We start from the raw sequence: 25,045 nt of genomic DNA on the forward strand, positions 1-25,045 counted from the left end.
CAGGACCCCGGTCATCACTGCCCGGCAAGATGTCTCCGCCCAGATTTCTGGGATACCGGTCCCTCCCGCGGTGTGCCTACCGTGAGCTGTACGGAAAACCTAGACGGAAGGCAAGGACATGTACACGCTTCAGATTGAGCACGGTATCAAGGACTTCGCGATGTGGAAGGACGCCTTCGACCGGGACCCCGTCAACCGGGCAGCCTCAGGCGTGCTGGCACATCGCATCAGCCGGCCAGTGGACGACCCGCGTTATGTGGTGGTGGAACTCGACCTCGCGCGTCGGGGACAGGCCGAGGAACTGCTGGCCAAGCTCCGCCAGCAGGTATGGAACTCGCCAGCCGCGGCTCCGGCCCTGGACGGTCCACCGAAGGCGCGGATTCTGGAATCAGCAGGCTGATTGCCTCCCGACAGGCCCCAAGCGTCCGTTCGCGCTGTCAGGTACGGCGGCAGACGGAGGTCATGAACGGCGCGAAGGCTGCGGCGTCGGCCAGACGGACCTCGGACGTGTGCGTCAGCACGCCGTCGTCCACCCGGAAAATGTGCCGGGACGTGTCCCGGCCGTTGCGGCGTTCCACGGTGAGCACTCCGCCATGCAGGCTGCACCGGATCGGAGCTTCCCGCGGCAGGCCCACGCTGTCCACGTGGTACCAGACCGTGTCCGCGTGGTCAGGGTCCATGGTGAACATGCCATGCCGCTCAAAACGGATCCCCTCAGCTTCCGTGTGGCGGTAGCTCTGTAGCACCGCGTACCCGCCGGCGGCCTTGGTGAAGGTCACCTCCGCCGCCGCAGTCCTGGCAGGCCGCCGGGGTGTGGCCTCAATGTGGGTCGTCCCCGTCCAGTGCCCGAGGAAATCCTCCAGCTCTTTGTGCACAGTGCCCGGGTGCGGACGGTCCATTGCTCCTCCAGTGTGGCCCCCGGGTTCATCATCACGCCCCGCGGATGGAGTTGTCCAGCGTGTAGTTGTCCAGCGAAGGGCGGGCGGGCTCAGAGGCCGAAGGTTTCGCGTTCCTCGAACGGACCCACTACTGTCACGGTCCGGGGTGCCGCCGCAAGCTCCTGCGCCAGTTCCCGTACCTGCTCCACGGTGACGCTCTTGATCTGCCGGAGCGTCTCCTCGATGTCCTGGTATTCGCCGGACACCAGTTCGGCCCTGCCCAGCCGCGACATCCGTGATCCGGTGTCTTCGAGCGCCAGGACGATCCCGCCACACAGCTGGCCCACGGCCTTCCTGAGTTCGTCCTCGGAGATGCCGTGCTCCGCCAGCTTGTCCAGTTCGGCACCCAGCAGCTCAACGACCTGGCGGACCTTCGAGGGAGTGCAGCCCGCATACATGCCGAAATAGCCCGCGTCAGCATAGGACGAGGCAAAGGAATAGGTGGAGTACACCAGGCCGCGCTTTTCCCGTACCTCCTGGAACAGGCGCGAGGACATGCCGCCGCCCAGCACGGCGTTAAGCACGCTCATGACGTAGCGGCGCCCGTCCGTGGCGACGATGGTGGGGCAGCCCATGATGATGTTTGCCTGCTCGACGGGTCGCTTGACCACGTGGAGTCCGGCGGTTCCGCTGATGTGGGCCCGTTCGGTGGAGCGCCGCTCCACGGGTGCGGCGCCGGCCTCCAGCGCCCAGCCCGCCTGGTGGAGGGCATCAACCACCAGTCCGCAAACGACGTCGTGGTCCAGCCCGCCGGCCGCGGTGATGACCAGTTCGTCCGGGCGGTAGTACCGGCGGTAGTGGTCCCAGACGGAATCGCGGGCAACGGCCCTGATGGCCTCCGGTGTTCCGCCGATCGGGCGTCCCAGCGGATGCGTCCCCAGCACCGCGGCCACGAAGTGCTCGTGGGCGACGTCCGTGGGGTCGTCGCTGTCCATCGCGATCTCCTCCAGGATGACGTCGCGTTCCTGCTCCATCTCCTGCGGGTCCAGGACTGCTCCGGTAATCATGTCCGCAATGACATCGATGGCCATCGGAAGGTCCGTGTCGAGAACCCGGGCAAAATAGCAGGTGCTTTCCTTGGCGGTGGCCGCGTTGGACTCCCCGCCGACCTCATCAAAGGCGGACGCAATTTCCAGCGCGGTACGCCGCTTGGTGCCCTTGAACAGGAGGTGCTCCAGGAAATGGGTGGACCCGTGCTGCCCGTGGGCTTCGTCCCGTGAACCCACGCCAACCCAAAAGCCGATGGTCGCGGACCGCTGGCCGGGCATGGCCTCCGTCAGTACACGCACGCCTCCGGGGAGCACGGAACGGCGAACCACGGACCCGCCGTCGGCTCCGTGGATCAGGGTGTCTCCGGGATGGTTCTGCACGAGCGGCAGGGGTACGACAGTCATCAAGGCCTTTCAGGAAAACGGTGCCAAATCTGCCTGCAATCGTACCAGCGGACCACTGCTGCCATGCCCCGGGAACTGGCGATTCAATCGGGTGGCTTAACAGCGGCGGGGCCGGTGGAAGTTCCACCGGCCCCGCCGGCATGCTGGTACTACGAAGTGCGTTGCAGACTACTCTGCGGCTGCCTCGGCGACCTCGGCGCTTTCAGCGCCTTCTTCCTCGGCGATGACCGGGGAGAGGGACAGCTTTCCGCGGTCGTCGATCTTGGTGATCTCGACCTGGATCTTCTGGCCCACGGAGACGACGTCCTCGACGTTGTCAACGCGCTTGCCGCCGGCGATCTTGCGCAGCTCGGAGATGTGCAGCAGGCCGTCCTTGCCCGGGGTGAGGGAAATGAAGGCGCCGAAGGTGGTGGTCTTGACGACCGTACCCAGGTAGCGCTCTCCGATTTCCGGAACCTGCGGGTTGGCGATGGCGTTGATCGCGGAGCGTGCGGCATCGGCGGACGGGCCGTTGGTGGCGCCGATGTAAACGGTGCCGTCGTCCTCGATGGAGATGTCCGCGCCGGTGTCTTCCTGGATCTGGTTGATCATCTTGCCCTTGGGCCCGATGACCTCGCCGATCTTGTCCACGGGGATCTTGACCGCGATGACGCGCGGAGCGAACTCGGAGAGTTCGTCCGGGGTGTCGATCGCGGAGTTGATGACCTCGAGGATGTGCAGGCGTGCTTCGCGGGCCTGCTTCAGAGCGGCGGCCAGGACCGAGGCCGGGATGCCGTCGAGCTTGGTGTCCAGCTGGATGGCCGTGACGAACTCGGAAGTTCCGGCGACCTTGAAGTCCATGTCGCCGAAGGCATCTTCGGCGCCGAGGATATCGGTCAGTGCCGCGTAGCGGGTCTGGCCGTCAACCTGGTCGGACACCAGGCCCATGGCGATACCTGCAACGGCCGCCTTCAGCGGCACGCCTGCGTTGAGCATCGACAGCGTGGAGGCGCAGACGGAACCCATCGACGTCGAACCGTTGGAGCTGAGGGCCTCAGACACCTGGCGGATGGCGTAGGGGAATTCCTCGCGGGACGGCAGGACGGGCACGAGTGCCCGCTCGGCCAGGGCGCCGTGACCGATTTCGCGGCGCTTGGGCGAGCCCACGCGGCCGGTTTCACCGGTGGAGTACGGCGGGAAGTTGTAGTTGTGCATGTAGCGCTTGCGCGTTACGGGCGACAGCGAGTCGATCTGCTGTTCCATCTTCAGCATGTTCAGCGTGGTGACACCCATGATCTGGGTCTCGCCGCGTTCGAAGATGGCCGAACCGTGAACGCGGGGCAGGACCTCGACCTCGGCGGTGAGCTGGCGGATGTCCGTCAGGCCACGGCCGTCGATGCGGATCTGGTCCTTCAGGATGCGCTGGCGCACAACGTGCTTGGTCACCGAGCGGAAAGCTGCGGACAGCTCCTTTTCGCGTCCCTCGAACTGGCTGGCGAGCGAAGAAGTGACGTCGTCCTTGAGCTGGTCCGAAGCGGTGTCGCGCTCCTGCTTGTCAGCAATCTGGAAGACAGCAGCCAGCTTCTCGGCGGCAGCGGCTTCAACGGCGGCGTAGGCGTCGTCTTCGTAGTCGAGGAAGACCGGGAACTCTACGGTCGGCTTGGCGGCGCGGGCGGCAAGGTCTGCCTGGGCGTCGCACAGTGCCTTGATGAACGGCTTGGCGGCTTCGAGGCCCTCGGAAACAACCTCTTCGGTGGGGGCGGTGGCGCCCTGTTCCTTGATGAGGTTCCAGGAGTTGTCCGTAGCTTCGGCTTCAACCATCATGATGGCGACGTCGTCACCGGCAACGCGGCCGGCAACGACCATGTTGAACACGGAGTTCTCGAGCTGGGAGTGCTTCGGGAACGCAACCCACTGCGAACCGTGCTCGTCGGCAACGAGGGCAACGCGGACGCCGCCGATCGGGCCGGAGAACGGCAGGCCGGAGAGCTGGGTGGACATCGAGGAGGCGTTGATGGCCACGACGTCGTAAAGCTCGTCCGGGTTGATCGCCAGGACGGTGACGACGATCTGGACCTCGTTGCGCAGGCCCTTGATGAAGGCCGGACGCAGCGGGCGGTCCATGAGGCGGCAAGCCAGGATGGCTTCGGTGGACGGGCGTCCTTCGCGGCGGAAGAACGAGCCCGGGATGCGGCCGGCGGCGTACATACGCTCTTCGACGTCAACGGTCAGCGGGAAGAAGTCAAAGCCTTCACGCGGGTGCTTGCCGGCAGTGGTTGCGGACAGCAGCGCGGTGTCTTCGTCGATGTACACCATGGCTGCGCCGGCTGCCTGCTTGGCAAGGCGGCCGGTTTCGAAGCGGATTACACGCTTGCCGAAGCGGCCATTGTCAATGACGGCTTCTGAGAACTGGATTTCGGGACCCTCCAAGAGAGTCACCTCCGTTTCTTGGTTAACGGAAGTCCAGCCGCATCAACCCAGTCCAGCATCTGTCTACTGGCCTGCACTGCACCCGGTCATCGATCGAGACCCACGGGCCGGGCTTCATTCTTCGAAGCCGTTCCCGGGAATCACTACCGAGGACCGCGAATGCGTGATGCGGTTGATCCTCCTGTTTAGTTTTGTTTGAAGAAGGCGGCCCTTTCCGTCACGGAAGGGGCCGCCCCTCAGGTCTGACTAGCGGCGCAGGCCGAGGCGCTCGATGAGCGCACGGTAGCGGTTGATGTCAGTGTTCTTGAGGTAGGTGAGCATGCGCTTGCGACGACCAACCATGGCCAGCAGACCGCGCTGGGTGTGGAAGTCGTGCTTGTGCTCCTTCATGTGCTCAGTGAGATCCTTGATCCGCTGAGTGAGGACTGCAACCTGGACCTCCGGTGAACCGGTGTCGCCTTCGGACGTTGCGAAATCCTTGATGATGGACTGCTTTACAGCGGCGTCAAGTGCCACAATAACTCCTAGAGATGTGCCGTGAGGCCCGAATCAGTAACTCACTGCCGGGTGTGCCAGTGCCGGAAATCCGCGGTAACCCGGGAAATCCTGCACATAACAAGAGCCAGCCGCCACGGACTGCAGCCGGATCCAACGTTTAGTTTACCGGCCCGGCCGCAATCTTGTCGAAACACGCCGTGCAGCGCGACCGCTGTGGGCGGGCCGGTTAGTGGCGCGCCAGCAGATCGCGGACGGCGGCAACACCGCGGTAGACCTCCATAAATGAGGTGCTGAGCGGCGAAAGCCCGATCCGGATGCCGTGCGGTGCCCGGAAATCCGGGATGACGTCCTGCGCCCAGAGCTGCGCCGTCATCTCCCGGAAGTCCGGATGGTCCACGGTGATGTGGCTCCCCCGGCGTTCCGGATCCCGCGGCGTTGCCAGGAGGACGCCGGCCGGAGCCAGCCACGCGTCATGGAGTTCGAGCGCGAACGCCGTGAGTTTCCGGGATTTTTCCCGGAGTGCGGACATGCCGGCTGCTTCGATCAGGTCCAGCGTGCCCTGCATCGCGATCATGCCGAAAATTGCCGGCGTTCCGCTGAGGAAGCCGCGGATCCCGGGAGCAGGCTCGTAGCCGGCCGCCATTTCGAATGCATCCTTACGGCCCATCCAGCCCCAGATCGGCTGGCTCAGCCCCGGGAGGTGCCGCGAGTTGATGTAGGCGAAGGCCGGCGAGCCCGGTCCCCCGTTGAGGTACTTGTAGGTGCAGCCCGCGGCGAAGTCGACGCCGGCGGCGTCCAGGTCGATCTCCACCGAACCGGCGGAATGGCACAGGTCCCAGACCACCAGCGCGCCGGCGTCGTGCACTGCGGCTGTGATCGCCGGCAAGTCGGCGAGATAGCCGGAGCGGTAGGCGATCTGGCTGAGGACCACGACGGCGGTGGCCGGCCCTGCCGCCTCGCGCACCTGGTCAACGGTCACCCCGGCGGCGGGATCGGCCTCGATCCATCGCAGCGTCAGCCCCTCTTCCCGGGCGATCCCTTCGAGGAGGTAACGGTCTGTGGGGAAGTTGTCCGTATCCAGCACGATTTCGGTCCTGGCGGGGTCCCTGACCGCAGCGAGGGCGGCACGGATCAGCTTGTACAGGACAACCGTGGTGGAGTCGGCAATGATGGTTTGCCCGGGGGCGGCTCCGAGCACTGCCCGGCCCAGCTGGTCGCCAATAGCTTCCGGCAGCTGGAGCCATTCCTCGTCCCAGCCCCGGATCAGCCGGCCGCCCCAGCTGTGCTGGATGAAGCTGCTGATATCCGTAGCTGTCCGTTTGAGCGGACGGCCCAGCGAGTTCCCGTCCAGGTAGGACAGGTCGGTGTCAGTTCCGATGAAGTGGTCGCGGTAGCCTGCCAGCGGGTCTGCGGCGTCGAGTTCGACGGCACGCTGCCGCAGGGCGTCTTGGGTCTGGTGAACCGTACTCATTGGCCGATCTCCGTCCGGACGGCGAAAAGCTCGGGAAAGAACGTCAGCTCCAGGGCCTTCTGCAGGAACGCGGCCCCGCTGGATCCGCCGGTGCCGGCCTTCATGCCGATGGTCCGCTGCACCGTCCGCAGGTGGCGGAAACGCCACAGCTGGAAGTTGTCTTCCAGGTCCACCAGTTCTTCGCATGCCTCGTAGGCACCCCAGTTGTCCGCTGCGTTTTCGTAGATGTGCTTGAACACCGGCACCAGTTCGGGGCAGAACTGGTGAGCCTTCGTGACGTCGCGCTCCAGCAGGGATGCCGGAATATCAAACCCCTGCCGGTGGAGGTAGGCGAGGAATTCGTCGTAGATGCTGGGCGCCTCAAGGACGTTGCTCAGCTGCTGGTACGCCTCAGGGTCGGATTCGAACACCGGAAGCATCTTGCGGTTCTTGTTGCCCAGGACGAACTCCACGGCCCGGTACTGGCTGGACTGGAACCCGGAGGAGTTGCCCAGGAAGCCGCGGAACTGGGAATACTCGGTGGGCGTCAGCGTGGCCAGCACGGACCACTGTTCGGTCAGAGTCTTCTGGATGTGCTTCACTCGCGCGATCGCTTTCAAGGCGGATCCGAGGTCGTCGCTGCGGAGCCAGGCCGCGGCGCTGCGGAGCTCGTGAAGGACCAGCTTCAGCCACAATTCAGTGGTCTGGTGCTGGATGATGAAAAGCAGTTCGTCGTGGTGTTCGGGATTGCTGACCGGTTGCTGTGCGCTGAGCAACGTGGGCAGTTGCAGGTACGACGCGTAGCTCATCCGCGAACTGAAGTCCCGGACAATGTCCTTTTCCAGTTTCCTCGTGTTCTTCTCAACGGACACAGCGGTGCCTTCCTTGCCAGTGACTGGGGTCAGCGCCGGAACAGGATGTCGTGGGCCTGGACCACGTCCAGGCACATCTGTTCGACGAGCGCCTCCGGCCCACGGTACGCCACCATGCCCCGCAGCCGCGCCACGAACTCCACAACTACTGTCTGGCCGTACAGATCGAAGTTTTCAACCGGTTCTTCCGGACGGTCAATAACGTGGGCTTCAACCTGCCGGCTGACGCCGTCGAACGTGGGGTTGGAGCCGACGGAGATGGCTGCCGGCCATCTGGTGCCGGCCTGGTCCACGAGCCAGCCGGCGTAGATTCCGTCGGCGGGGATGTAGCCGCTGGCTTCGGAGGACAGGTTTGCGGTGGGGAATCCGAGTGCACGCCCGCGGGCAGCACCGTGCACCACCTCGCCGCGCATCCGGTGCGGGCGGCCCAGCACGGCAGCCGCCGTGGCCACGTCGCCGTCCCGCAAGGCCTCACGAACCCAAGTGGACGAACAACGGCGGTCCTCGCCGCCGTCGTCGTGGATGGGAAAACCTTCTGAGCCGAATTCACTGATGACCTGGACAGTGAAGCCGAACTTCTCCCCCAGCTCCTGCATGGTGGAGAGGTCACCGGAGTTTCCGCGGCCAAACCGGGCGTCGTGGCCGATCACCACGTGGCTGGCCTTGAGGCTGCCGACGAGGACGCCGGCGACGAATTCTTCCGGCGTCAGACTGGCCAGCTCCAGGGAGTATTTCATGACCAGGACGGCGTCCAGGCCCAGCTCGCCGAGGGCAACGAGCTTGTCCTCCAGACCCATGATGAGCTCGGGAGCGGACTCGGGCCGGTGCACCTGCGCGGGGTGGGGGTCAAACGTCACCGCTACAGCCCGCGCGCCGTTGAGGCGGGCTGTACGGATGAGCTGCGACAGCACCTGCTGGTGCCCGCGGTGTACGCCGTCGAAATTGCCAAACGTGACAACGGTAGGGCCGAAGTCCGCGGGGACCTCGGACGGATCGTTCCAGATGTGGACCATCAACCTCGCCTTTTGCTGCCTGCCATTGACTCGTCCGAAACCGCGCCGGGCCCCGGAACTCTCTAAGATTACCCGCAATTGCCTCTGGAAATTACCCGGAATCACCCTGCGGCGACCGACACCGCGGCCGGTCCCGGGTTCCGGCCTACCACGGTCTGGGGTGCCCGGCTAGGATGCAAGGGCAGCATCCGGCGACGCAGTTGCGCGCCGCAGCCAACGATGCCCGGGGCCGTGCGCCGGGCTGAAGGAGAGCGCTATGACTGACCTCCGCGAGATTTTGGAACAGATACCCGTTGACCAGGTTGCCGGTCTGCTGGGCACGGACAGGGAGTCCGCCCGGGCCGCAATCGAGGCTGCGGTTCCCACCCTCCTCGCCGGCATGCAGAGCAACGCACAGGCGCCCGGTGGTGCCGCCTCCCTTGAATCCGCTCTTGCCCAGCACCAGGACGGGCTTGCAGAGGGTGGCGTTGACGCTGCGCAGGTGGATACCGCCGACGGCGAGAAAATTGTCAGCCATGTCTTCGGCGGCCAACAGGATCAGGTGGCACACCAACTCGCCGGCACTGCCAACCTGGGCGGCGTGGGCAGCGACCTCGTCCGGAAGCTTTTGCCGATCCTGGCGCCCATCGTGATGTCCTATCTCGCCAACAAGATCCTCGGCGGTCGGAATGCCCAAGCGGGCGGCGGAGCAGGCAGCGATGCGGCCGGCGGCCCCGGCGGAATCGACCTCGGCAGCATCCTGGGCGGCATTCTTGGAGGTTCGCAGGGCGGCGCGGGCGCCCAAGGAGGAGGACTGGGAGACATCCTCGGGGGCATTTTGGGCGGGGGCCCGCAGGACGGCCAGCAGACCCGCGATGCAGTGGTCCCGGAGGCCAGTAAGGATTCGGCGCCGCAGCCCCCCACCGGACCACTCGGTCAGCCGATACCGCAGGGCGGTGCGCCCGTTCCGGGCGAGGTGATCGACGTCGACCTCCCCGGCGACGGTTCCGAGGACCACGCCGAAGAGAAAAAGAATACCGGCGGCGGCCTGGGCGGCCTGTTGGGCGGGCTCTTCGGCAAGAAATAGCCGCGCCGGATCGGGCTACTAGTGGTGCTGGCGGCCGGAACCTTCAGCAGCATCCCCGGGACGTGAAGTGGCTGCTGCGACCTCCGCCAGCCAGTCGTCGAGGTCCCTGGGCCTGCGGAACGCCACCACCGGCGGCATGTCCGGGCTGGCCTGCCATTCCTTGAAGACACGTTTCTTCCTGGCAAATGAGTTGAAGTGCCAGTAGAAGATCGAATCCCTCGCACATAGCCTCGCGAGCGTTTCGATGTTGCCGTTGCAGACGGGTTGCTTCGTGATGACCCGTCGCAGGGAGCGGCGGACCAGCCTGGACAGCGACAGCCAACGGGGATAATCCAAAGCGATGACCAGCTCCGCCCGGGGTACAACGATGTCGCGCCAGACGCCATAGGCGCTGTCCAGGACCCAGCGCTCGCGCGCCGCAACATTCGCCGCGAGCTCCCGTTGCTGCTCGACGCTGCGCTGCTGCCAGCCGGGAAGCCAGCCAATGTCGTCGTCGGCTGAAAACTCGGGAAGCCCCGACGCTGCCGCATATGCGCGGGCCGCCGAGGACTTGCCGCTGCCCGTCACTCCGTAAAAGATGACACGGGACGGGTTTACCGGGATGGGTTTCATGGTCTGCTCCCCCGTTTTGCTCGGCGGTCCGGCCTCCGGAACTCTGGCGCACCGCGATTTGCCACGATAGCACTCGGCGCATGAGTCGTTTTGGAGTGGTTTCCAGCGGGCTTTGGCTACGGCGGTCATGCCACACTGGTTTGATGCCAGAGTTCCGAGTCCACGCCGGTAGCGAGCTTACCGATGCTGAAGTCCTGGCCTTGTACGAGTCAGTGGGCTGGACCACCTATACGGATGAACCCGACGCACTCCTACGAGCAATCCGCCGATCAGCGTTCGTCGTGACATGCCGTGATGACACTGGCAAGCTCATCGGCCTGGCCCGCGCAATCTCGGACGACGCCACGGTCTGCTATGTGCAGGACATCTTGGTCGATCCGTCATGTCAAGGATCCGGAGCGGGACGGTCGATGCTTGAAGCCATCCTGTCCAGGTACAGGCATGTCAGGCAGACCGTACTCATCACCGACAATGAGCCGGGCCAGCGCGCGTTCTATGAGGCCCTGGGATTCACCGAAGGCTCGGATTTCAGGCCGGAACCGCTCAGGATGTTCGCTCGCTTCCGATAGCCATGAGACTGCCGGACCGGCCACCGAAGCCCGGGCAGGCCGTACTCCGGCTGGCGAGACCACTATTCACTGGGGTACGCGGGCTCACCACGGCAGGGTCACTCGAGTTTGAAGTAGTTGTTTCGTTGTGGTTTTTGGTGTGGGTCGATGTGGGGTGGCGGGATGAACCACGGAACCCCGGTTTTGACCTGGATGTGCCACTGTTCCTTGTGGATCAGGTGGTGGTGATGGCTGCAAAGCAGTGTGCCGTTCTCGGTGCTGGTGGTTCCGCCGTGTGACCAGTAGGTGATGTGGTGGGCTTCGCACCAGGGGGCGGGGATGGTGCAGCCCGGGAACGCGCAGCCTTGGTCGCGGGCGGTGATGGCTTTGCGGATGTGGGGCGGGAAGATCCGGGTGGTCCGGCCGATGTCCAGGACGCGGCCCTGGCTGCCGAGGAGGACGGGGATGATGTCGGCGTCGCAGGCGATCTTCCGGACCGTGGCGGCGGTGACGGGCCCGGTGAACGTGAACGAGCCCGTGCCGGGGATGCCGGGGATGGTCCCGGTGCCCGTGGTGCCGGGGATGCCTCCGGTGCCGGTTGGCCGGTCGCTGTTGTGGTCTAGCCGATCGAGGCGGTTCAGGAGGTCGCGGTAGTCGATGGTGACCATGACCTGGGGACGCAGACCGCCGGCTGCGGGGAGGTTGCCGGTGGCGAGTGTGGTTTTGGCGGCGCCGACGAGGCCGTCCAGGAGCTGCTGGGGCCGGGTCCGCCGGTCCAGATCGCTGCCACCACTGGTTCCGTCGTTGCCTTCAGCTGTCCCTGGTTGGGTGCGGGGGTTGGTGGCGGTGTTCATCACAGTCAGGAGGGGTTCGTATTGGTCCGGGGTGGCGAAGAATTCCACGTGGTGCAGTCCGCGGCGGGGTTTCCGGATGAAGACGCCCTGCCGGTGCCGGAGCTCCTCCTCGGAGGGTTCGCTGCCGTCCTGGTCGGCCGCCTCAACCAGGTGGCGGGCGACGCGGGCGACGAAATCGGTGTCCTGTTCGGCCGCGGTGCGGGTCAGGGTGTGTTCCATCCGGGCCATGGTGCCCGCAGGGGCGTGATGCCGGACCCGGTCCAGGGCGACGGTGATGATCGTCGCGGAACGGGAACCCACTGAACCGGACGCCACGGCCGCGGCGAGCACGGGACGTTCCGGAGGCTGGGGGTGGCCGGTGATCCCGGCCCGGGGCAGCACGGCCTCGGCCAGGGCGAGCCGGCGGCGGGCTTCCCCGGCACCGATCCGAAGCCGGGCCCGGAGGAACTCGGTAGTGTTCCGGCACCCGTCATCGGCCGGACCCGGATCATTGGACCCCAGCGCCGCGGGGCTGGGTCCGGGGTCCGCGGCGGCTGTGTCTGGGCCGCCATCGCCCGGGTCGCCATCCGGCCGGGCGCTCTCGCTAAGGCCTCCATCGGCAGTACTGGTCGCCCAGCCGATCGGCCCATGTACAGCCGTCTCGTTGCCCCACCCGGTGGTCCAGCCAACCGCCGCACCCGAGCCCGCGCCAGCCCGCGCAGCAGCACTGGCCTCGCGCCGCGACCGGTCCACCGCCCCGGCAGCAACCACCTGCAAATATTCAGCGACCCGGGAGATGTCCTCCACCCGGGAAGCGAAGTCAGCCGCCTCCCGGAAACCCAACACCGCAACGTCCGCAACCGCCGTCGAACTAATGGCCTCCAGCAGCTCAAGGCACCGGGACAGCTCACCGGAACCAACGCCGTCGAACGCTAAAGCCTCAGGACGCCGCGGCCCCGCGGGGACGCCCCGCAGGCTACGGACTGAACCCGGCGAAACAGCGGCCGCGGGTGAAGCAGCAGCAGCGGGCAGCTTGGCCCACCGCAATGCCCCTCCTGCTGCAAGCCCCCCATGACTTCCATGGCATAACTCTGCCAAAGGGGTACGACAAAAAAGGGCCGCCGGAATCGGGACGGCTATGCGGCCGGACGGGCGCGTCAGGCCGGGTGACTCAAACCCCTCGCGGTGCCGGCCTGCGCTTGTAAAGCCAGACGAGCCCAAGAATCGGAAGCAGGAGCGGGATAAAAGCGTAGCCGCGGCCGAAGAGGGACCAGACGGTTTCATGCGGGAAGCTGACGGAGTCGAAAATGCTCAGCGCCCCGACCACCACCACGCCTACGAGTTCCACCAGGACGGCAGCCACGGATACCTTGAACCAGGTCCGCCCGGCTTTCGCCAGTGAGACCGTGGCTGCGACGTAAACGAGCGCCGCGAACGCCGAGAGCAGGTAAGCCAGCGGCGCTTCGGAGAACTTGGTGAGAATCTGGTAGCCGGCCCGGGCCGTAGCGGAGATGGCGAATACTGCATAGACCGCAATCAGCAACCGCCCTGGGCCGGTATTCCGGGTGTCCCTGGAACGGACCTTCGCGGCCTCATTCTCGGTCTTGTTGACGGGGGTTTGCGGAGTCACGTCGTGTGCTTCTTCCACTCAGTACCAAATCTGGTTCATGCGTGCGGCCATCACAAGGGCGGTGACGCCCACGGCAGCCAGGACAAAGTTGCTCCACCGGGTGCGCTCCAGGATGGACCAATACACGGCGCCGACCGGCAGGATCAGGGCAGTGACCAGGTAGCCCCAGAACTCCCACGGTTCCCCGGCTATCTGTTCCCCCGAGGATACGCGGACGATCGAGCCGACAAGGTAGACCAGGAGCGCCAGTTCGACGGCGGCCACCGACAGGATGGTGGCATCGTTGGGGGCTTTCTTCATGATCCCCGCGACGGCGCAGATGATCGTGGAAAGCAGCCCCACGGCCAGAATGATGTAAAAGTACGCGTCCACGCTACTTGCCCGGCTGTTCATTACTCGGGGCGAAGACCAGCACCGGCTTCGCGTAGCCGCCCGCGTCAGCCAGCAGGGCCACCAGCGAGCCGTCAGGCGCAAAGGCCGCGGCGGGGTTGTCTGCGGTGGCAGCTTCCGGTGTTCCGGCTCCCGCGCCTGCGGCTATGCGCCGGCCGAACGAGATTTCAGTGGCTTCGTCTTCGCTGAGCTCACGGTTCGGCATGAGCGCGCGAGCCGCCTGGGACATCTCCAGCACTTCCAGTTCCTCGGCCAACTGCTCCAGCGTCCTGGCCTGGTCAAGGCTATAGGGCCCGACCTGGGTCCTTCGCAGCGCTGTCAGGTGGCCCCCGGTCCCGAGGGCTTCACCAAGGTCGCGCGCCAGGGCGCGGATGTACGTACCGGACGAGCATTCCACGGTGACGTCCACGTCGATGACTGCCCCGTCACGCCCGGGTCGGACGGCATGGACGTCGAACCTGTGGATGGTGACCGGCCGTGCGGCAAGCTTGACGTCTTCGCCGGAACGGACGCGGGCATACGCGCGCTCGCCGTTGACTTTGATGGCGCTTACGCTGCTGGGGACCTGTTGGATCTCGCCGGTGAGTGCTGCGACGCCGGCCCTGATGGCTTCCTCGGTGACCTCAGAGGCTGAGTGGCTGCTCACCACCTCGCCCTCGGCGTCGTCCGTTACGGTGGACTCGCCGAGGCGGATGGTGGCGGTATACGTCTTGGATGTCCCGACGATGTACGTCAGCAGGCGGGTGGCCTTGTTGATGCCGAGGACGAGGACACCGGTGGCCATGGGATCCAGCGTGCCGGCATGCCCCACTTTCCGGGTACCGGCCAGCCGCCGCATCCGTCCAACCACATCGTGGCTGGTCCATCCTTGCGGCTTGTCCACTATTACCAGTCCAGAAAGCACGCCTCCCAGTATATCCGCGCCTGCGGCCCTCCTAGCTCGCCCGACGGCGGGCGGCCGGTTGGGCGGCAAGCGCCCGACGGCGGGCGGCCGGTTGGGCGGCAAGCGCCCGACGGCGGGCGGCCGGTTGGGCGGCAAGCGCCCGGCGGCGGGCGGTTAGGATGGCAGACATGCCCGAGCTTGCCGCACACATCCACGACTTCCCCGTCAACCAGATCCGTGAGATCACGGAAGCTGCGTGGGGCACTCCCGGCGCCATTGTGTTGAGCATCGGTGAACCTGGCTTCGAGCTCCCCCGCCACGTCCTCGAGGCCGGCATGGCGTGCCTTGACCGCGACGAAACCAATTACACACCGAATGCCGGAATCCCCGCGCTCCGCGAGGCCTTCGCGGCCAGGTTCCGCGAGCACAACGGCGTTGAGATCGGGGCCGAGCGTGTCTACGTTGTGGACGGCGCCCAGCAGGGCCTCCACTTCGCCATGAGCCTTCTGCTCTCCCCCGGTGACGAAATACTGATTCCCAACCCCGGCTACCCGACGTTTGCCATGACCAGCCAACTGTTGCACGCAAAGCCCGTACGGTACCCGCTGTACCCGGAGCACGACTTCCAGCCAAGAATCGAGGACATTGAGGCCCTCATCACGCCGCAGACCAGGGTGCTGATCCTCAATTCACCGTCCAATCCCCTTGGCGCGGTCCTGGGCGGCGACCTCACCCGGGGCCTCGTGGACCTGGCCCGGCGCCACGACCTCTGGATCATCTCCGATGAATGCTACGAGGCCTTCACATACGACGTGCCCCATGTCAGTCCGGCCCGCTTCGACAGCGATATCCCCGGAGAAGCCAGGGTCTTCACGTCGCTGACGCTGTCCAAGACCTACGGACTGACGGGGCTCAGGATCGGGGCCCTGATCTGTCCGCCCGGGCTGGAGCGGAAGATGAACAACGTGATGGAGTCGATCGTTTCCTGCGTCGCCTCTCCGTCCCAGTACGCTGCGATCGCCGCACTGACGGGACCGCAGGACTACGTCAACCACGCGCACGCCCATTACCGGGCCAACCGGGACGCTGCGTCGGCGGTGCTGGCGTCCAAGGGCATTCCGTTCCTTTCGGCGCAGGGGGCGTTCTATCTCTGGGCCGATGTTTCCCACGTCAGCGGCGGCGATGTACGGTCCTGGGTCCGCACGTTCCTGGCCGATGCCGGAGTTTCCTTCGCCCCGGGCACCGCCTTCGGTTCCATCGGCGAAGGCTGGATCCGGATTGCGCTCTGCGGCGCCCAGGCTGACCTCGTGGCAGGCGTGGGCCGCCTTCCCTCCAGGTTCTGATGGAACAACGCCCAAGTGGGGCACAGAGTCCCTAGTGCGGAAGCCTGCCGAGCCCTAACCTGTCCACAGGGGCGGCACCGGAGAGGAACAACATGTGGTGGCAGGACCTGCTGTGGGGCTTCTGGAACGGTATTACGGCTTGGATCGTACTCATCGCGCATGTCTTCGGCGCCTGGGCAGAGTTCCCCTTTTACAACAACGCGAGGGCCGGCAACTGGTACGACTTCGGTTTCCTGCTGGGCATGGGGTCCCCGCTGCTCGGCGGGCTGGGCGCGCGCGGCGGACGGCGGTCCCGGACCTAGCGCCGCAGGCCAGCTGGCGGACCCGCCGGCCCGGCTGCCCACGTGCCGGACCGCTAGGGAACGATCTCTTCCTCGGGTGGTTCTTGCTCGGGCGACCATGACATCTTGACGATGAAGTGGGCCTCCGTAACGTTCCTGGCGATGATGGCCCCTGCCGCGCCGGCCAATTTCACGCCGAACTGAATTTCCAGGTGTTCCGGCGCAAGGTCCCCCAGGACTTCCGCTGCTGCCTTGGCGGCCGGCCGCACGGAGGCCAGGGCATCTTCGAGCCTGCGCCCGGTGTCCTGGATCCCCTGCTCATCACGCGACGGGTGTTCCACTCCGAAGCTGCTCTCCTCGGCTTCCACCAGGACCACGCCGGATCCGACTTCGTAGCGCAGTATCTCTGTCATGCTTTCCTCCGTCGAACTTTGCCGATCGTGTGCCGAAGTGCTCCTCTGGGCGCAGCCCGGGTTGGTTAGCTCAGAGTGGAGGACAGCGCGTGCTCCAGCCAGGTCCGCAGGGTCGCCGCGGGTGCGGCACCCGCCTGCCGGGCAATCACTATTCCGCCGACAATCACCATCAGAGTGGGGATCGCCTGCACCGCAAACCTCGCTGAGAGCCCGGGAGCGTGGTCCACATCCACTTTCACCAGCTTGATGCGGCCAGCTTTCTCGGTGGCCAACTGGTCCAGGACGGGGCTGACCAGGCGGCAGGGGCCGCACCATTCCGCCCAGAAGTCGATCAGTGCAGGCACCGTTGACTCCTCCGCGATGCGCTTGAAGTCCAAGTCCCCGGCGTCAACGATCCACGGCAAGTCATGGCTGCAGTTGCCGCAGCGGGGACGGCCGGGAGCAGTTGCAGGAATCCTGTTGGTCTTCCCGCAGCCGGGACACCTGATGAGCCGCGGCTCCACTACCCCGCGCTGTCTTCCAGCCGCCCCTGAAGTCATGGGTTAATCGGACGCCTGCCGGCAGAAGCCGGATAGAGTCGAAGGTCCCGCCGGCTTCGGCGGCCGGGTTCCCCGATGCCGCGGCCGGGCACGACGGTCAATATTCGGTGCGGTCCGGGTTAGCGTCCCAGGCATCAAACGGGGCGTTCGACGTCGGGACATCGGTTTGGTTGACCGGCATGAGTTCCGGCCGGATGCCCTCAAAGTATTCGTAGAAGAGGGCATCGTCGAACCCCGCGGCTGCAGCGCCGTGCCTGTCCGCGGCGAAATACACGCGGTCGATCCGCGCCCACAGCGCGGCCGCCAGGCATAACGGGCACGGCTCACAGCTTGCATAGAGCACGGCCCCGCTGAGATCGAAATTGGCGGATTCTGCCGCTGCCGTCCGGATGGCCACAACCTCGGCATGTGCGGTGGGGTCGTTGTCCCGCGTCACCCTGTTGACGCCGAAATGGCGCGTCCCGTCCGCGGTGACCACCAGTGCCCCGAACGGGCCGCCGCCGTCGGCCACATTCTGAACGGCAAGGTTGATGGCCTGGCCCAGGAACTCCTGGATATCAGCGGCTGAGGGTGGGGCATCCATGCTCCGATCATAGCCAGTACGCCCGGCTTTGCCGGGAACTGGGATGCCTGGTTTGCCGAAGCCATCGACGTCGCCGAAGGCGAAGAAATAGAATGTGCGCAGTGGGGGCGGCGGTGTTTCCCGCCAGCCGAATCAGTGGTCTCAATGAATCCTGGTAATCATCTTTGGGCATTTGGAGACCACCATGAGAAAGCACGTTTCGCTTGCCGCGGCCACCATCAGCGCCGCGGTCTTCCTGGCGACCGGTACTGCAGGCGTTGCCGCTCCGCCGCGAACCGAACCGGTCACCCTCGCAGACGGGCTGGTCGGCCCGCTGCACGTCAGCGCAGGCCGCGACGGCTCGGTGATTGTGAGCGAGGAATTCGCCAGCCGGCTGACGCGGGTAGCTTCCGACGGCACCAAGGCAGTCCTGTATTCGGATCCGGAATGGGACGTGGCCGGAAGCGTGCAGCGCCGTTCGACCATCTACTTCGTGGAGAGCCAGGGGGCCGGGCCCATGGATCCGCGCCCGCTGGCCGGTCATGTCCGGACCATCGCTGCCGACGGAACACAAAGGACTTTTGGCGATTTGGCGGCTTTGGAGAACGAAAAGAACGCCGACGGTGACGTCAGTTATGGTTTTGAGGACCTGCCGGATGCGTGCGCGGCGCAAATTCCGCCTGAAGTACCGGCTTCCTACACCGGGACCGTCGACTCCCATCCGTACGGCATCGCCGTCTCCGGCGACACCGTCTATGTGGCCGATGCCGGCGCCAACAGCATTGTGGCCGTCGACGCAGACTCCGGAGACGCTGAAACAGTGGCCGTCCTGCCGCCGCGTCCCTTCGTGATCACCGCAGAAGTGGCATCCACACTGAAACTTCCCGACTGCGTTGTGGGCCTCACTTATAACTTTGAACCCGTTCCCACCGACGTGGCAGTCGGGCCGGACGGCTGGCTGTACGTTTCGGTGCTCCCGGGCGGACCGGAGGACCCCGCACTGGGTGCCCGCGGTGCCGTGTACCGGGTCAACCCGGACAACGGCCGGGTGCGGCTTGTCGCCGATGAGGTCATGTCCCCCACCGGGCTGGCGGTGGATGACGACGGCGACGTGTACATTGCATCCCTGTTTGGTGAGGGGGTGCTCAAGATAGACGGCAAGGACAGCCAGCGCACGGTGCTGGCTGGCAAGCTCACGGCCGACGTCGCCCTCAGAGGTTCGACCCTGTACGCAACCACCGATGCCCTGCCCGCAGAAAACCAGCCGCCCAACGGCAGACTGGTGTCCCTGGACTTTAAGGGGCACTCCCACCGTTGAGGCAGCGCCTTAAAACGAGTGTGGCCGGTCCCTTGCGGGTCCGGCCACACTGATGCCTCCGACGGCCTACTTGTTGCCGTCTTCGTCAAGTTCTTCGTCGTCGATGAGGTCTTCATCCTCTTCGTCGAAGTCGTCCTCGTCGATTTCCACGTCCTCGGGAATGTCGCTCTTGTACGGATCGGCATCGCCGGCGTGCTTGGCGCCTGCAGCCAGGGCGGCCACTTCAGCGTCCCGCTTCTTGGCGGCGCGGAGAAGTTCTTCAAGGTTGGAGGCGTTGACCGGAATCTGGTCGGCCACGAACTCGAGGGTGGGAGTCAGCCGGACAGTAATGTTGCGGCCGACTTCCTGGCGGAGAACGCCCTTGGCTTTCTCCAGGCCCTTGGCAGCATCCGCCTGAACCACCTGGTCCCCGAACACGGTGTAGTAGATCGTGGCATGCTGCAGGTCATTGGTCACGCGGGCGTCGGTAACAGTAATACCTTCAAGCCGCGGATCCTTGACCTTCCGGCCCAAAGCCTCTGCAACAACAACCTTAATCCGCTGCGCCAACTTGGCAGCGCGTGCCGGATCAGCCATTTCCACTCCTAAATATTTGGATGTACGACGGCGCGTTAGCGGCTTGCGTACAAAGGTTCGGTTAATTGCCACGCACCTAAAGCGAGTCTACGACGGACCCGCGTTGGATTTTTTCCGGCGGCCCGGGAGTGGCATCGGGCCTACCGGAGCTGGGCGGCACAGGATCGCAGATCCAGTGCCGCCCAGCGTAGGGGCGGGGCCGCCGGAAAAATCCGACGCCCCCGACCTGTATAGCTCAGACTAGACGCGCGGCTTCTCGCGCATCTCGAAGGTCTCGATGATGTCACCCTCGTTGATGTCGTTGTACGAGCCAAGACCGATACCACACTCGAAGTCCGTGCGGACCTCGGTGGCGTCGTCCTTGAAGCGCTTGAGCGTCTCAACGGTGAGGTTGTCACCGATGATCTTGCCGTCGCGGCTGATGCGGGCCTTCGTGTTGCGTCGGATAACACCCGAGCGAACGATGGAACCGGCGATGTTGCCGAACTTGGAGGAACGGAACACTTCGCGGACCTCGGCGGTGCCAAGCTGGACTTCTTCGTACTCCGGCTTGAGCATGCCCTTGAGGGCCATCTCAATGTCATCGATTGCTGCGTAGATGACGGAGTAGAAGCGCATGTCCACGCCTTCGCGGTCTGCCAGTTCGGCAACACGCTCGGCGGGCTTGACGTTGAAGCCGATGATGACGGCGCTGTCGACCGTTGCCAGGTTGACGTCGTTCTGCGTGATCGCACCGACACCGCGGTGGATAACGCGGAGCTGGACACCTTCGCCGACGTCGATCTTGAGCAGCGCGTCTTCGAGGGCTTCCACGGCACCGGACACGTCACCCTTGAGGATGAGGTTGAGGGTGTCGATCTTGCCTTCGGCGACGGCCTGGTCGAAGTCTTCCAGGCTGATGCGCTTGCGGCGCTTGGCAAGGGCGGCGTTGCGGTCCGCTGCTTCACGCTTCTCGGCGATCTGGCGGGCGGTGCGCTCGTCAGCGGTCACAAAGAAGGTGTCGCCGGCGCGCGGGACGTTGGACAGACCCAGCACCTGCACGGGGCGGGACGGGCCGGCCTCGGTCAGGACGCTGCCGTCGTCGTCGAACATCGCACGAACGCGGCCGTGGGCCGTGCCTGCCACGATGGTGTCGCCGACGTGCAGCGTACCGGACTGAACCAGGACGGTGGCAACCGCACCGCGGCCCTTGTCCAGGTTGGCTTCGATCGCGATACCGCGGGCGTCCTTGTTCGGGTTGGCGCGCATGTCCAGGGCTGCGTCTGCGGTAAGCAGGACGGCCTCGAGCAGCTCGTCGATGTTGAGGTTCTGGCGTGCAGAGACCTCCACGAACATGGTGTCGCCACCGTATTCTTCCGGAACGAGCCCGTACTCGGTCAGCTGGCCGCGGACCTTGTCCGGGTTGGCGCCTTCCTTGTCGATCTTGTTCACGGCCACGACGATCGGCACGTTGGCGGCCTGCGCGTGGTTGAGGGCTTCAACGGTCTGCGGCATAACGCCGTCGTCCGCTGCGACCACCAGGATGGCGATGTCGGTGACCTTCGCACCACGGGCACGCATGGCGGTGAACGCCTCGTGGCCCGGAGTATCGATGAAGGTGATCTTGCGGTCGACACCTTCGTGCGCGGTGGTGATCTGGTAAGCACCGATGTGCTGCGTGATACCGCCGTGTTCACCCGCGACGACGTCGGAGTTACGGATGGCATCCAGCAGGCGGGTCTTACCGTGGTCAACGTGACCCATGACGGTGACAACAGGAGGACGTGCCTCGAGTTCCTCGTCGCCTTCGGCCTCCAGCTCGGCGTCGAAGTCGATGTCGAAGCCGGAGAGCAGCTCGCGCTCCTCGTCTTCCGGCGACACGACCTGGAGCTTGTAGCCAAGCTCCTCGCCGAGCAGGGCGAAGGTCTCTTCATCCAGCGACTGCGTGGCCGTGGCCATTTCGCCGAGGTGGAAGAGCACGGTCACCAGTGCAGCGGGGTTCGCCTCGATCTTGTCGGCAAAGTCCGTGATGGACGAGCCGCGGCGGAGCCGGACTACGGTGTTGCCGTCGCCGCGGGGCACACTGACGCCGCCCAGCGACGGAGCACTCATCTGCTCGAGTTCCTGGCGCTTGGCACGCTTCGACTTGCGCTGCTTGCCACGGCCTGCGCCGCCCTTACCAAAGGCACCCTGGGTGCCACCGCGACCGCGGCCACCCTTGCCGAAGCCACCGCCGGCCGGAGCACCGCCGCCGGCGCCGGGAGCGCCGCCGGTACCCGGTGCGCCACCGGGGCGTCCGGGACCGCGGCCTCCGCCGCCGGGACGGCCTGCACCAGCGGGTGCGGGACGTTCGGTGCGGTTAGGCATCATGCCCGGAGTAGGACGGTTTCCGCCGCCTGCTCCGGGGCGTGCACCGGGAGCACCGGCCGGACGCGGAGCGCCGGGACGTGCACCCTGGGTACCGCCGGGACGCGGAGCGCCCGGACGGGGACCGCCGGCGCCGGCCGCGGGACGCGGGCCGCCGGGGCGTTCGCCTTCGGTGCGGCTTCCGCCCGGTCGGGGCATGCCCTGGGAAGGAGCGAACGGGTTGTTACCCGGACGCGGGGGACGTTCGTTGTCGCCGCCGCGGCCCCGGGGCATGCCCTGGGACGTGGCGAAGGGGTTATTGCCGGGGCGGGGACCGCCCGGTCGGGGTGCCGAACCGCCCTGTCCGCCGGAGCGGGAGGGGGCAGCCGGAGCTTCAGCCTTCGGTGCCGGGCGTGCGCCGGGCTTTGCACCGGTGGACGGTGCGGCCGGAGCCGCCGGAGCAGCTGCTGCCGCGGAGGGGGCCGCGGGAGCCGGTGCTGCTGCGGGAGCAGGCGCCGACGGCGCGGGGGCCGCGGCCGGAGCTTCAGCCTTGGGTTCCGGAGCCTTGGGAGCTGCCGGGCCCGGCGCGGGGGCCGGACGGGAAGCCGAGGGGCTGGCGGGCGCCTTGGGCGCTGCTGCGGGAGCTTCGGACTTCGAAGCGCCGGCAGCGGGGTATGCGTTGCGGAGTTTCCTCACAACGGGGGCCTCAATGGTGGAAGAGGCAGAGCGAACGAATTCGCCCAGTTCCTGCAGTTTGGTTACTGCATCTTTGGAAGTAATACCGAGCTCTTTAGCAAGCTCATGTACGCGGACCTTGGCCACATTTCTCCTGTCTCGGTCCGCACCGAGCCAGGCACGAACCGTCTACTTCTTACTGCGGACCTTCGCCGCGATAGCAGCTGAAAGGCCCATTGCAGAGCGCAACAAAGTTGTCATCGTTGCGCACTCATCGCTGGGAACTCATCGGGTTTCCATCAGTTTTCTGACCCGCTTTCAGGTTGGACGGTTGTTGCTGCGGCCACCGGAGTGTCCACGGCTTGCGTGCCTGCCGTTATCCGGCGTTCGACTGCGGCAGTTCCGGTGGTGCCCGGGAGGGCACGTCCGAACGCACGCCGCTTGATTGCCAGCGCCAGGCACGTTTCGCTGGGGTGCAGCCATGCACCCCGGCCAGCCATCCGGCGTCGTTCGTCAACGACGACAACGGTGGAACCGTTGCCTTCGGCGACGAGCCGGAGTAACTCAGACCGCGGGCCCTTCTTCCGGCATCCGATGCAGGTGCGTTGCGGCTGATCCTCAAGGTGTTGCACTAGCGCCACGGTGAGTATCTTCCTGCCCCTACAAATCTGCTGCCCCGAACCCGCCTGCACGTTCCGCGTTCGTAACGAACGCCGATTATGCGGGCACGCTCAAGGCGCACGAATACCGGCCATCAGGCGCGGTCAATGTCTATTCTAGCCCCTCAGGTGCCCCGGCCCCGAAACGACGGGTCGAAACGGGGCGGGACAATCCGAGGGGCCGTCCGCCAAGGCGGCCTAGTTTTCGCGCGGAACCGCCGCGTCGGAGACGATGTCAATCCGCCAGCCCGTGAGCTTGGCGGCCAGGCGGGCGTTTTGGCCCTCCTTGCCGATGGCCAGCGACAGCTGGTAGTCCGGGACGACGACACGGGCGGAGCGCGTTGCCTCATCCGTGATGGTGACGGAATTCACCCTCGACGGCGACAGGGCGCTGGCGATGAAGGTCGCCGGGTCCTCGCTGAAATCGACAATGTCGATCTTTTCGTCGTTGAGCTCGGTCATGACGGCCCGGACGCGTGAACCCATCTCACCAATGCAGGCACCCTTGGCATTGATGCCGGGGATGTTGGCCTTGACGGCGATCTTGGTGCGGTGCCCGGCTTCGCGGGCCAGCGCCACGATCTCCACCGAGCGGTCGGCGATCTCCGGAACTTCCAGTTCGAAGAGCTTCCGGACCAGGCCGGGGTGCGAGCGGGACAGCGTAATGGACGGGCCCTTGGTGCCGCGGTGCACGTCAATCACGAAGGCGCGGAGCCGGTTGCCGTGGATGTACTTCTCGCCGGGGACCTGTTCGGGCGGGGGAAGCAGCGCCTCAACCGTTCCAAGGTTCACCTGAATCATGTGCGGGTTATTGCCCTGCTGGATGGTGCCCGCAACCAGTTCGCCCTCGCGGCCCTTGAACTGGCCCAGGACGTTGTCGTCCTCAGCGTCGCGCAGGCGCTGCAGGATGATCTGCCGTGCCGTGCTGGCAGCGATGCGGCCGAACCCGGCCGGGGTGTCTTCGAACTCGCCGATGGGGGCGCCGTCGTCGTCAATTTCAGTGGCCCAGATGGTCACGTGGCCGCTCTTGCGGTCCAGCTCTGCGCGGGCCTTTTCGAAGGCTCCCGGAGACTTGTGGTAGGCCACCAGCAGTGCCTGCTCGATGGTCGGGATCAGGAGGTCCAGCGGGATTTCACGCTCACGCTCCAGAAGTCTCAGTGCGCTCATGTCAATATCCATCAGGCCTCCTCAGAAGGTCCATTGTTTTCATCTTCCAGACCGACCTCATCGAGGTGGCTGAACTCTATCTCGACTTTTCCATTGCGGATCCTGTCGAAAGGAATCTTCTCGGGCTCGCCCTGCTTGGGTTTCATACCCTTTTTGGCCGCGATCTCCGGAATTAGGGTCACGCCGTCGTCGTCAACGGACTGGATCCTGCCGGTGAGGTTCTCACCCTGGATGACATTTACCTTGACCATGCGGCCGCGGGCACGGTGCCAGTGGCGCGGCTCAGTCAGGGGACGTCCGACGCCGGGAGAGGAAACCTCGAGGTCGTACGGGCGGCTGTCGTAGCTGGGATCGCCGTCCAGGATGCCGGAGAGCTCCTTGGAGATCTCAGCAATAACGTCAAGGCTTACCCCGCCGGTTTCTTCCTGCGGCAGGTCCACTACTACGTGGACCACCCGGTTGGCACCGGCGACGTGAATGGACACGTCCTCCAGGTACAGCCGGTGTGCCTGGACCGAGGGTTCCAGCAATGCCCGGACGCGCTCGGCCTCCGGGTTATGCACGGATTCGGCCTCAGCCTTGCCCGTACCGGTCCGGTCTGATGAAGTCGTGGCTTCTGCATTACTCACGATGCCGGCCGCCTCCCGCTAG

The 25,045-nt window shown here is 65.6% G+C and carries 26 protein-coding genes; 6 read left to right on the top strand and 20 right to left on the bottom strand.

From position 1 onward, the window contains the following. Positions 1-118: 118 nt before the first annotated feature. Positions 119-400 (top strand): hypothetical protein, encoded by a 282-nt coding sequence (locus JOE31_RS15675; RefSeq protein ID WP_209746192.1) that lies wholly within the window; start codon positions 119-121, stop codon positions 398-400. Between the two features lie 37 nt (positions 401-437). On the opposite strand, the gene JOE31_RS15680 is transcribed toward JOE31_RS15675, so the two are convergent. The 7 genes from JOE31_RS15680 to JOE31_RS15710 all read right to left on the bottom strand — a co-directional run bounded on the left by JOE31_RS15680 (position 438) and on the right by JOE31_RS15710 (position 8,574). After that, entirely contained in the window at positions 438-899 is a 462-nt protein-coding gene (locus JOE31_RS15680; RefSeq protein ID WP_209746194.1) for a DUF1579 family protein, read from the bottom strand. 89 nt (positions 900-988) lie between these two features. Then, positions 989-2,332, bottom strand: a complete 1,344-nt coding sequence (locus JOE31_RS15685) for a pitrilysin family protein (RefSeq protein ID WP_209746196.1) — start codon at positions 2,330-2,332, stop codon at positions 989-991. A 168-nt stretch (positions 2,333-2,500) separates the two neighbouring features. Continuing rightward, positions 2,501-4,741: a polyribonucleotide nucleotidyltransferase gene (locus tag JOE31_RS15690; RefSeq protein ID WP_209748497.1), complete on the bottom strand. Its 2,241-nt coding sequence runs from the start codon at positions 4,739-4,741 to the stop codon at positions 2,501-2,503. Between the two features lie 246 nt (positions 4,742-4,987). Next, positions 4,988-5,257, bottom strand: coding sequence for a 30S ribosomal protein S15 (rpsO, locus tag JOE31_RS15695; protein ID WP_011691294.1), 270 nt, complete (start codon positions 5,255-5,257; stop codon positions 4,988-4,990). A gap of 208 nt (positions 5,258-5,465) precedes the next feature. Further along, positions 5,466-6,710, bottom strand: coding sequence for a kynureninase (kynU, locus tag JOE31_RS15700; protein WP_209746197.1), 1,245 nt, complete (start codon positions 6,708-6,710; stop codon positions 5,466-5,468). Next, positions 6,707-7,561 (bottom strand): tryptophan 2,3-dioxygenase, encoded by an 855-nt coding sequence (gene kynA / locus JOE31_RS15705; protein WP_209746200.1) that lies wholly within the window; start codon positions 7,559-7,561, stop codon positions 6,707-6,709. The genes kynU and kynA overlap by 4 nt, the downstream gene beginning before the upstream one ends. A 29-nt stretch (positions 7,562-7,590) precedes the next feature. After that, on the bottom strand, positions 7,591-8,574 hold the full coding sequence (locus JOE31_RS15710) for a bifunctional riboflavin kinase/FAD synthetase (RefSeq protein WP_209746201.1): 984 nt from the start codon (positions 8,572-8,574) through the stop codon (positions 7,591-7,593). A gap of 256 nt (positions 8,575-8,830) precedes the next feature. Here JOE31_RS15710 and JOE31_RS15715 point away from each other — a divergent pair, with 256 nt between their 5' ends. Next, positions 8,831-9,640 (top strand): DUF937 domain-containing protein, encoded by an 810-nt coding sequence (locus JOE31_RS15715; protein WP_209746203.1) that lies wholly within the window; start codon positions 8,831-8,833, stop codon positions 9,638-9,640. 18 nt (positions 9,641-9,658) lie between these two features. On the opposite strand, the gene JOE31_RS15720 is transcribed toward JOE31_RS15715, so the two are convergent. Beyond that, on the bottom strand, positions 9,659-10,252 hold the full coding sequence (locus tag JOE31_RS15720) for an adenylate kinase (RefSeq protein WP_209746205.1): 594 nt from the start codon (positions 10,250-10,252) through the stop codon (positions 9,659-9,661). Between the two features lie 143 nt (positions 10,253-10,395). On the opposite strand from JOE31_RS15720, the gene JOE31_RS15725 reads away from it, so the two are divergent. Next, entirely contained in the window at positions 10,396-10,821 is a 426-nt protein-coding gene (locus tag JOE31_RS15725) for a GNAT family N-acetyltransferase (RefSeq protein WP_209746207.1), read from the top strand. A gap of 98 nt (positions 10,822-10,919) precedes the next feature. Here JOE31_RS15725 and JOE31_RS15730 read toward each other — a convergent pair whose 3' ends face one another. The 4 genes from JOE31_RS15730 to truB all read right to left on the bottom strand — a co-directional run bounded on the left by JOE31_RS15730 (position 10,920) and on the right by truB (position 14,557). After that, positions 10,920-12,680, bottom strand: a complete 1,761-nt coding sequence (locus JOE31_RS15730; protein ID WP_209746210.1) for an HNH endonuclease signature motif containing protein — start codon at positions 12,678-12,680, stop codon at positions 10,920-10,922. Positions 12,681-12,804: 124 nt separating this feature from the next. Further along, entirely contained in the window at positions 12,805-13,263 is a 459-nt protein-coding gene (locus JOE31_RS15735) for a hypothetical protein (RefSeq protein WP_209746212.1), read from the bottom strand. 18 nt (positions 13,264-13,281) lie between these two features. Continuing rightward, complete coding sequence (locus JOE31_RS15740; RefSeq protein ID WP_209746213.1) at positions 13,282-13,635, bottom strand: hypothetical protein; 354 nt, start codon at positions 13,633-13,635, stop codon at positions 13,282-13,284. Between the two features lies 1 nt (position 13,636). Then, the gene (gene truB / locus JOE31_RS15745; protein ID WP_209746215.1) at positions 13,637-14,557 is read right to left on the bottom strand and encodes a tRNA pseudouridine(55) synthase TruB; all 921 of its coding nucleotides are present in this window, start codon (positions 14,555-14,557) and stop codon (positions 13,637-13,639) included. A 167-nt stretch (positions 14,558-14,724) separates the two neighbouring features. On the opposite strand from truB, the gene JOE31_RS15750 reads away from it, so the two are divergent. Together JOE31_RS15750 and JOE31_RS15755 are read left to right on the top strand one after the other, a co-directional pair. After that, complete coding sequence (locus JOE31_RS15750) at positions 14,725-15,879, top strand: pyridoxal phosphate-dependent aminotransferase (RefSeq protein ID WP_209746218.1); 1,155 nt, start codon at positions 14,725-14,727, stop codon at positions 15,877-15,879. A 92-nt stretch (positions 15,880-15,971) separates the two neighbouring features. Continuing rightward, on the top strand, positions 15,972-16,181 hold the full coding sequence (locus JOE31_RS15755; RefSeq protein ID WP_209746220.1) for a hypothetical protein: 210 nt from the start codon (positions 15,972-15,974) through the stop codon (positions 16,179-16,181). Between the two features lie 53 nt (positions 16,182-16,234). Here JOE31_RS15755 and JOE31_RS15760 read toward each other — a convergent pair whose 3' ends face one another. The 3 genes from JOE31_RS15760 to JOE31_RS15770 form a co-directional block, all read right to left on the bottom strand. Beyond that, positions 16,235-16,573: a CU044_2847 family protein gene (locus JOE31_RS15760; RefSeq protein ID WP_209746222.1), complete on the bottom strand. Its 339-nt coding sequence runs from the start codon at positions 16,571-16,573 to the stop codon at positions 16,235-16,237. Positions 16,574-16,638: 65 nt separating this feature from the next. Further along, positions 16,639-17,112 carry a thioredoxin gene (trxA, locus tag JOE31_RS15765; protein WP_245199216.1) on the bottom strand — a complete coding sequence of 158 codons (474 nt, stop codon included), beginning with the start codon at positions 17,110-17,112 and terminating at the stop codon, positions 16,639-16,641. A gap of 97 nt (positions 17,113-17,209) precedes the next feature. Beyond that, on the bottom strand, positions 17,210-17,695 hold the full coding sequence (locus tag JOE31_RS15770) for a nucleoside deaminase (protein WP_209746224.1): 486 nt from the start codon (positions 17,693-17,695) through the stop codon (positions 17,210-17,212). A 184-nt stretch (positions 17,696-17,879) separates the two neighbouring features. Between JOE31_RS15770 and JOE31_RS15775 the strand changes: the two genes are divergently transcribed. Further along, positions 17,880-18,992, top strand: a complete 1,113-nt coding sequence (locus tag JOE31_RS15775; RefSeq protein ID WP_209746226.1) for a ScyD/ScyE family protein — start codon at positions 17,880-17,882, stop codon at positions 18,990-18,992. Between the two features lie 66 nt (positions 18,993-19,058). Here the strand turns inward: JOE31_RS15775 and rbfA are convergent, their stop codons facing one another. From rbfA to rimP, 5 genes are all read right to left on the bottom strand, one after another. Next, a complete protein-coding gene (rbfA, locus tag JOE31_RS15780) occupies positions 19,059-19,568 on the bottom strand; it encodes a 30S ribosome-binding factor RbfA (RefSeq protein ID WP_011691278.1) in 510 nt (169 codons plus the stop codon). A 240-nt stretch (positions 19,569-19,808) separates the two neighbouring features. Continuing rightward, positions 19,809-22,715, bottom strand: a complete 2,907-nt coding sequence (gene infB, locus JOE31_RS15785) for a translation initiation factor IF-2 (RefSeq protein WP_209746228.1) — start codon at positions 22,713-22,715, stop codon at positions 19,809-19,811. 152 nt (positions 22,716-22,867) lie between these two features. Continuing rightward, positions 22,868-23,209, bottom strand: coding sequence for a YlxR family protein (locus JOE31_RS15790; protein WP_200890971.1), 342 nt, complete (start codon positions 23,207-23,209; stop codon positions 22,868-22,870). 216 nt (positions 23,210-23,425) lie between these two features. Further along, a complete protein-coding gene (nusA, locus tag JOE31_RS15795) occupies positions 23,426-24,406 on the bottom strand; it encodes a transcription termination factor NusA (RefSeq protein WP_043480087.1) in 981 nt (326 codons plus the stop codon). Further along, positions 24,406-25,023, bottom strand: a complete 618-nt coding sequence (gene rimP, locus JOE31_RS15800; protein ID WP_209746230.1) for a ribosome maturation factor RimP — start codon at positions 25,021-25,023, stop codon at positions 24,406-24,408. Before rimP ends, nusA begins: the two co-directional genes overlap by 1 nt. Positions 25,024-25,045 lie beyond the last annotated feature (22 nt).

This window comes from Arthrobacter sp. PvP023 (assembly GCF_017832975.1).
In the GTDB taxonomy this organism is placed as follows: Bacteria; Actinomycetota; Actinomycetes; order Actinomycetales; family Micrococcaceae; genus Arthrobacter.

Excerpts from the sequence above, each read along its gene's own strand:
- JOE31_RS15675 (WP_209746192.1), top strand. The coding sequence starts at position 119 with ATGTACACGCTTCAGATTGAGCACGGTATCAAGGACTTCGCGATGTGG.
- JOE31_RS15680 (WP_209746194.1), bottom strand. The coding sequence starts at position 899 with ATGGACCGTCCGCACCCGGGCACTGTGCACAAAGAGCTGGAGGATTTC.
- JOE31_RS15685 (WP_209746196.1), bottom strand. The coding sequence starts at position 2,332 with ATGACTGTCGTACCCCTGCCGCTCGTGCAGAACCATCCCGGAGACACC.
- kynU (WP_209746197.1), bottom strand. The coding sequence starts at position 6,710 with ATGAGTACGGTTCACCAGACCCAAGACGCCCTGCGGCAGCGTGCCGTC.
- JOE31_RS15710 (WP_209746201.1), bottom strand. The coding sequence starts at position 8,574 with ATGGTCCACATCTGGAACGATCCGTCCGAGGTCCCCGCGGACTTCGGC.
- JOE31_RS15715 (WP_209746203.1), top strand. The coding sequence starts at position 8,831 with ATGACTGACCTCCGCGAGATTTTGGAACAGATACCCGTTGACCAGGTT.
- JOE31_RS15720 (WP_209746205.1), bottom strand. The coding sequence starts at position 10,252 with ATGAAACCCATCCCGGTAAACCCGTCCCGTGTCATCTTTTACGGAGTG.
- JOE31_RS15725 (WP_209746207.1), top strand. The coding sequence starts at position 10,396 with ATGCCAGAGTTCCGAGTCCACGCCGGTAGCGAGCTTACCGATGCTGAA.
- JOE31_RS15750 (WP_209746218.1), top strand. The coding sequence starts at position 14,725 with ATGCCCGAGCTTGCCGCACACATCCACGACTTCCCCGTCAACCAGATC.
- JOE31_RS15755 (WP_209746220.1), top strand. The coding sequence starts at position 15,972 with ATGTGGTGGCAGGACCTGCTGTGGGGCTTCTGGAACGGTATTACGGCT.
- JOE31_RS15760 (WP_209746222.1), bottom strand. The coding sequence starts at position 16,573 with ATGACAGAGATACTGCGCTACGAAGTCGGATCCGGCGTGGTCCTGGTG.
- trxA (WP_245199216.1), bottom strand. The coding sequence starts at position 17,112 with ATGACTTCAGGGGCGGCTGGAAGACAGCGCGGGGTAGTGGAGCCGCGG.
- JOE31_RS15770 (WP_209746224.1), bottom strand. The coding sequence starts at position 17,695 with ATGGATGCCCCACCCTCAGCCGCTGATATCCAGGAGTTCCTGGGCCAG.
- JOE31_RS15775 (WP_209746226.1), top strand. The coding sequence starts at position 17,880 with ATGAGAAAGCACGTTTCGCTTGCCGCGGCCACCATCAGCGCCGCGGTC.
- rbfA (WP_011691278.1), bottom strand. The coding sequence starts at position 19,568 with ATGGCTGATCCGGCACGCGCTGCCAAGTTGGCGCAGCGGATTAAGGTT.
- nusA (WP_043480087.1), bottom strand. The coding sequence starts at position 24,406 with ATGGATATTGACATGAGCGCACTGAGACTTCTGGAGCGTGAGCGTGAA.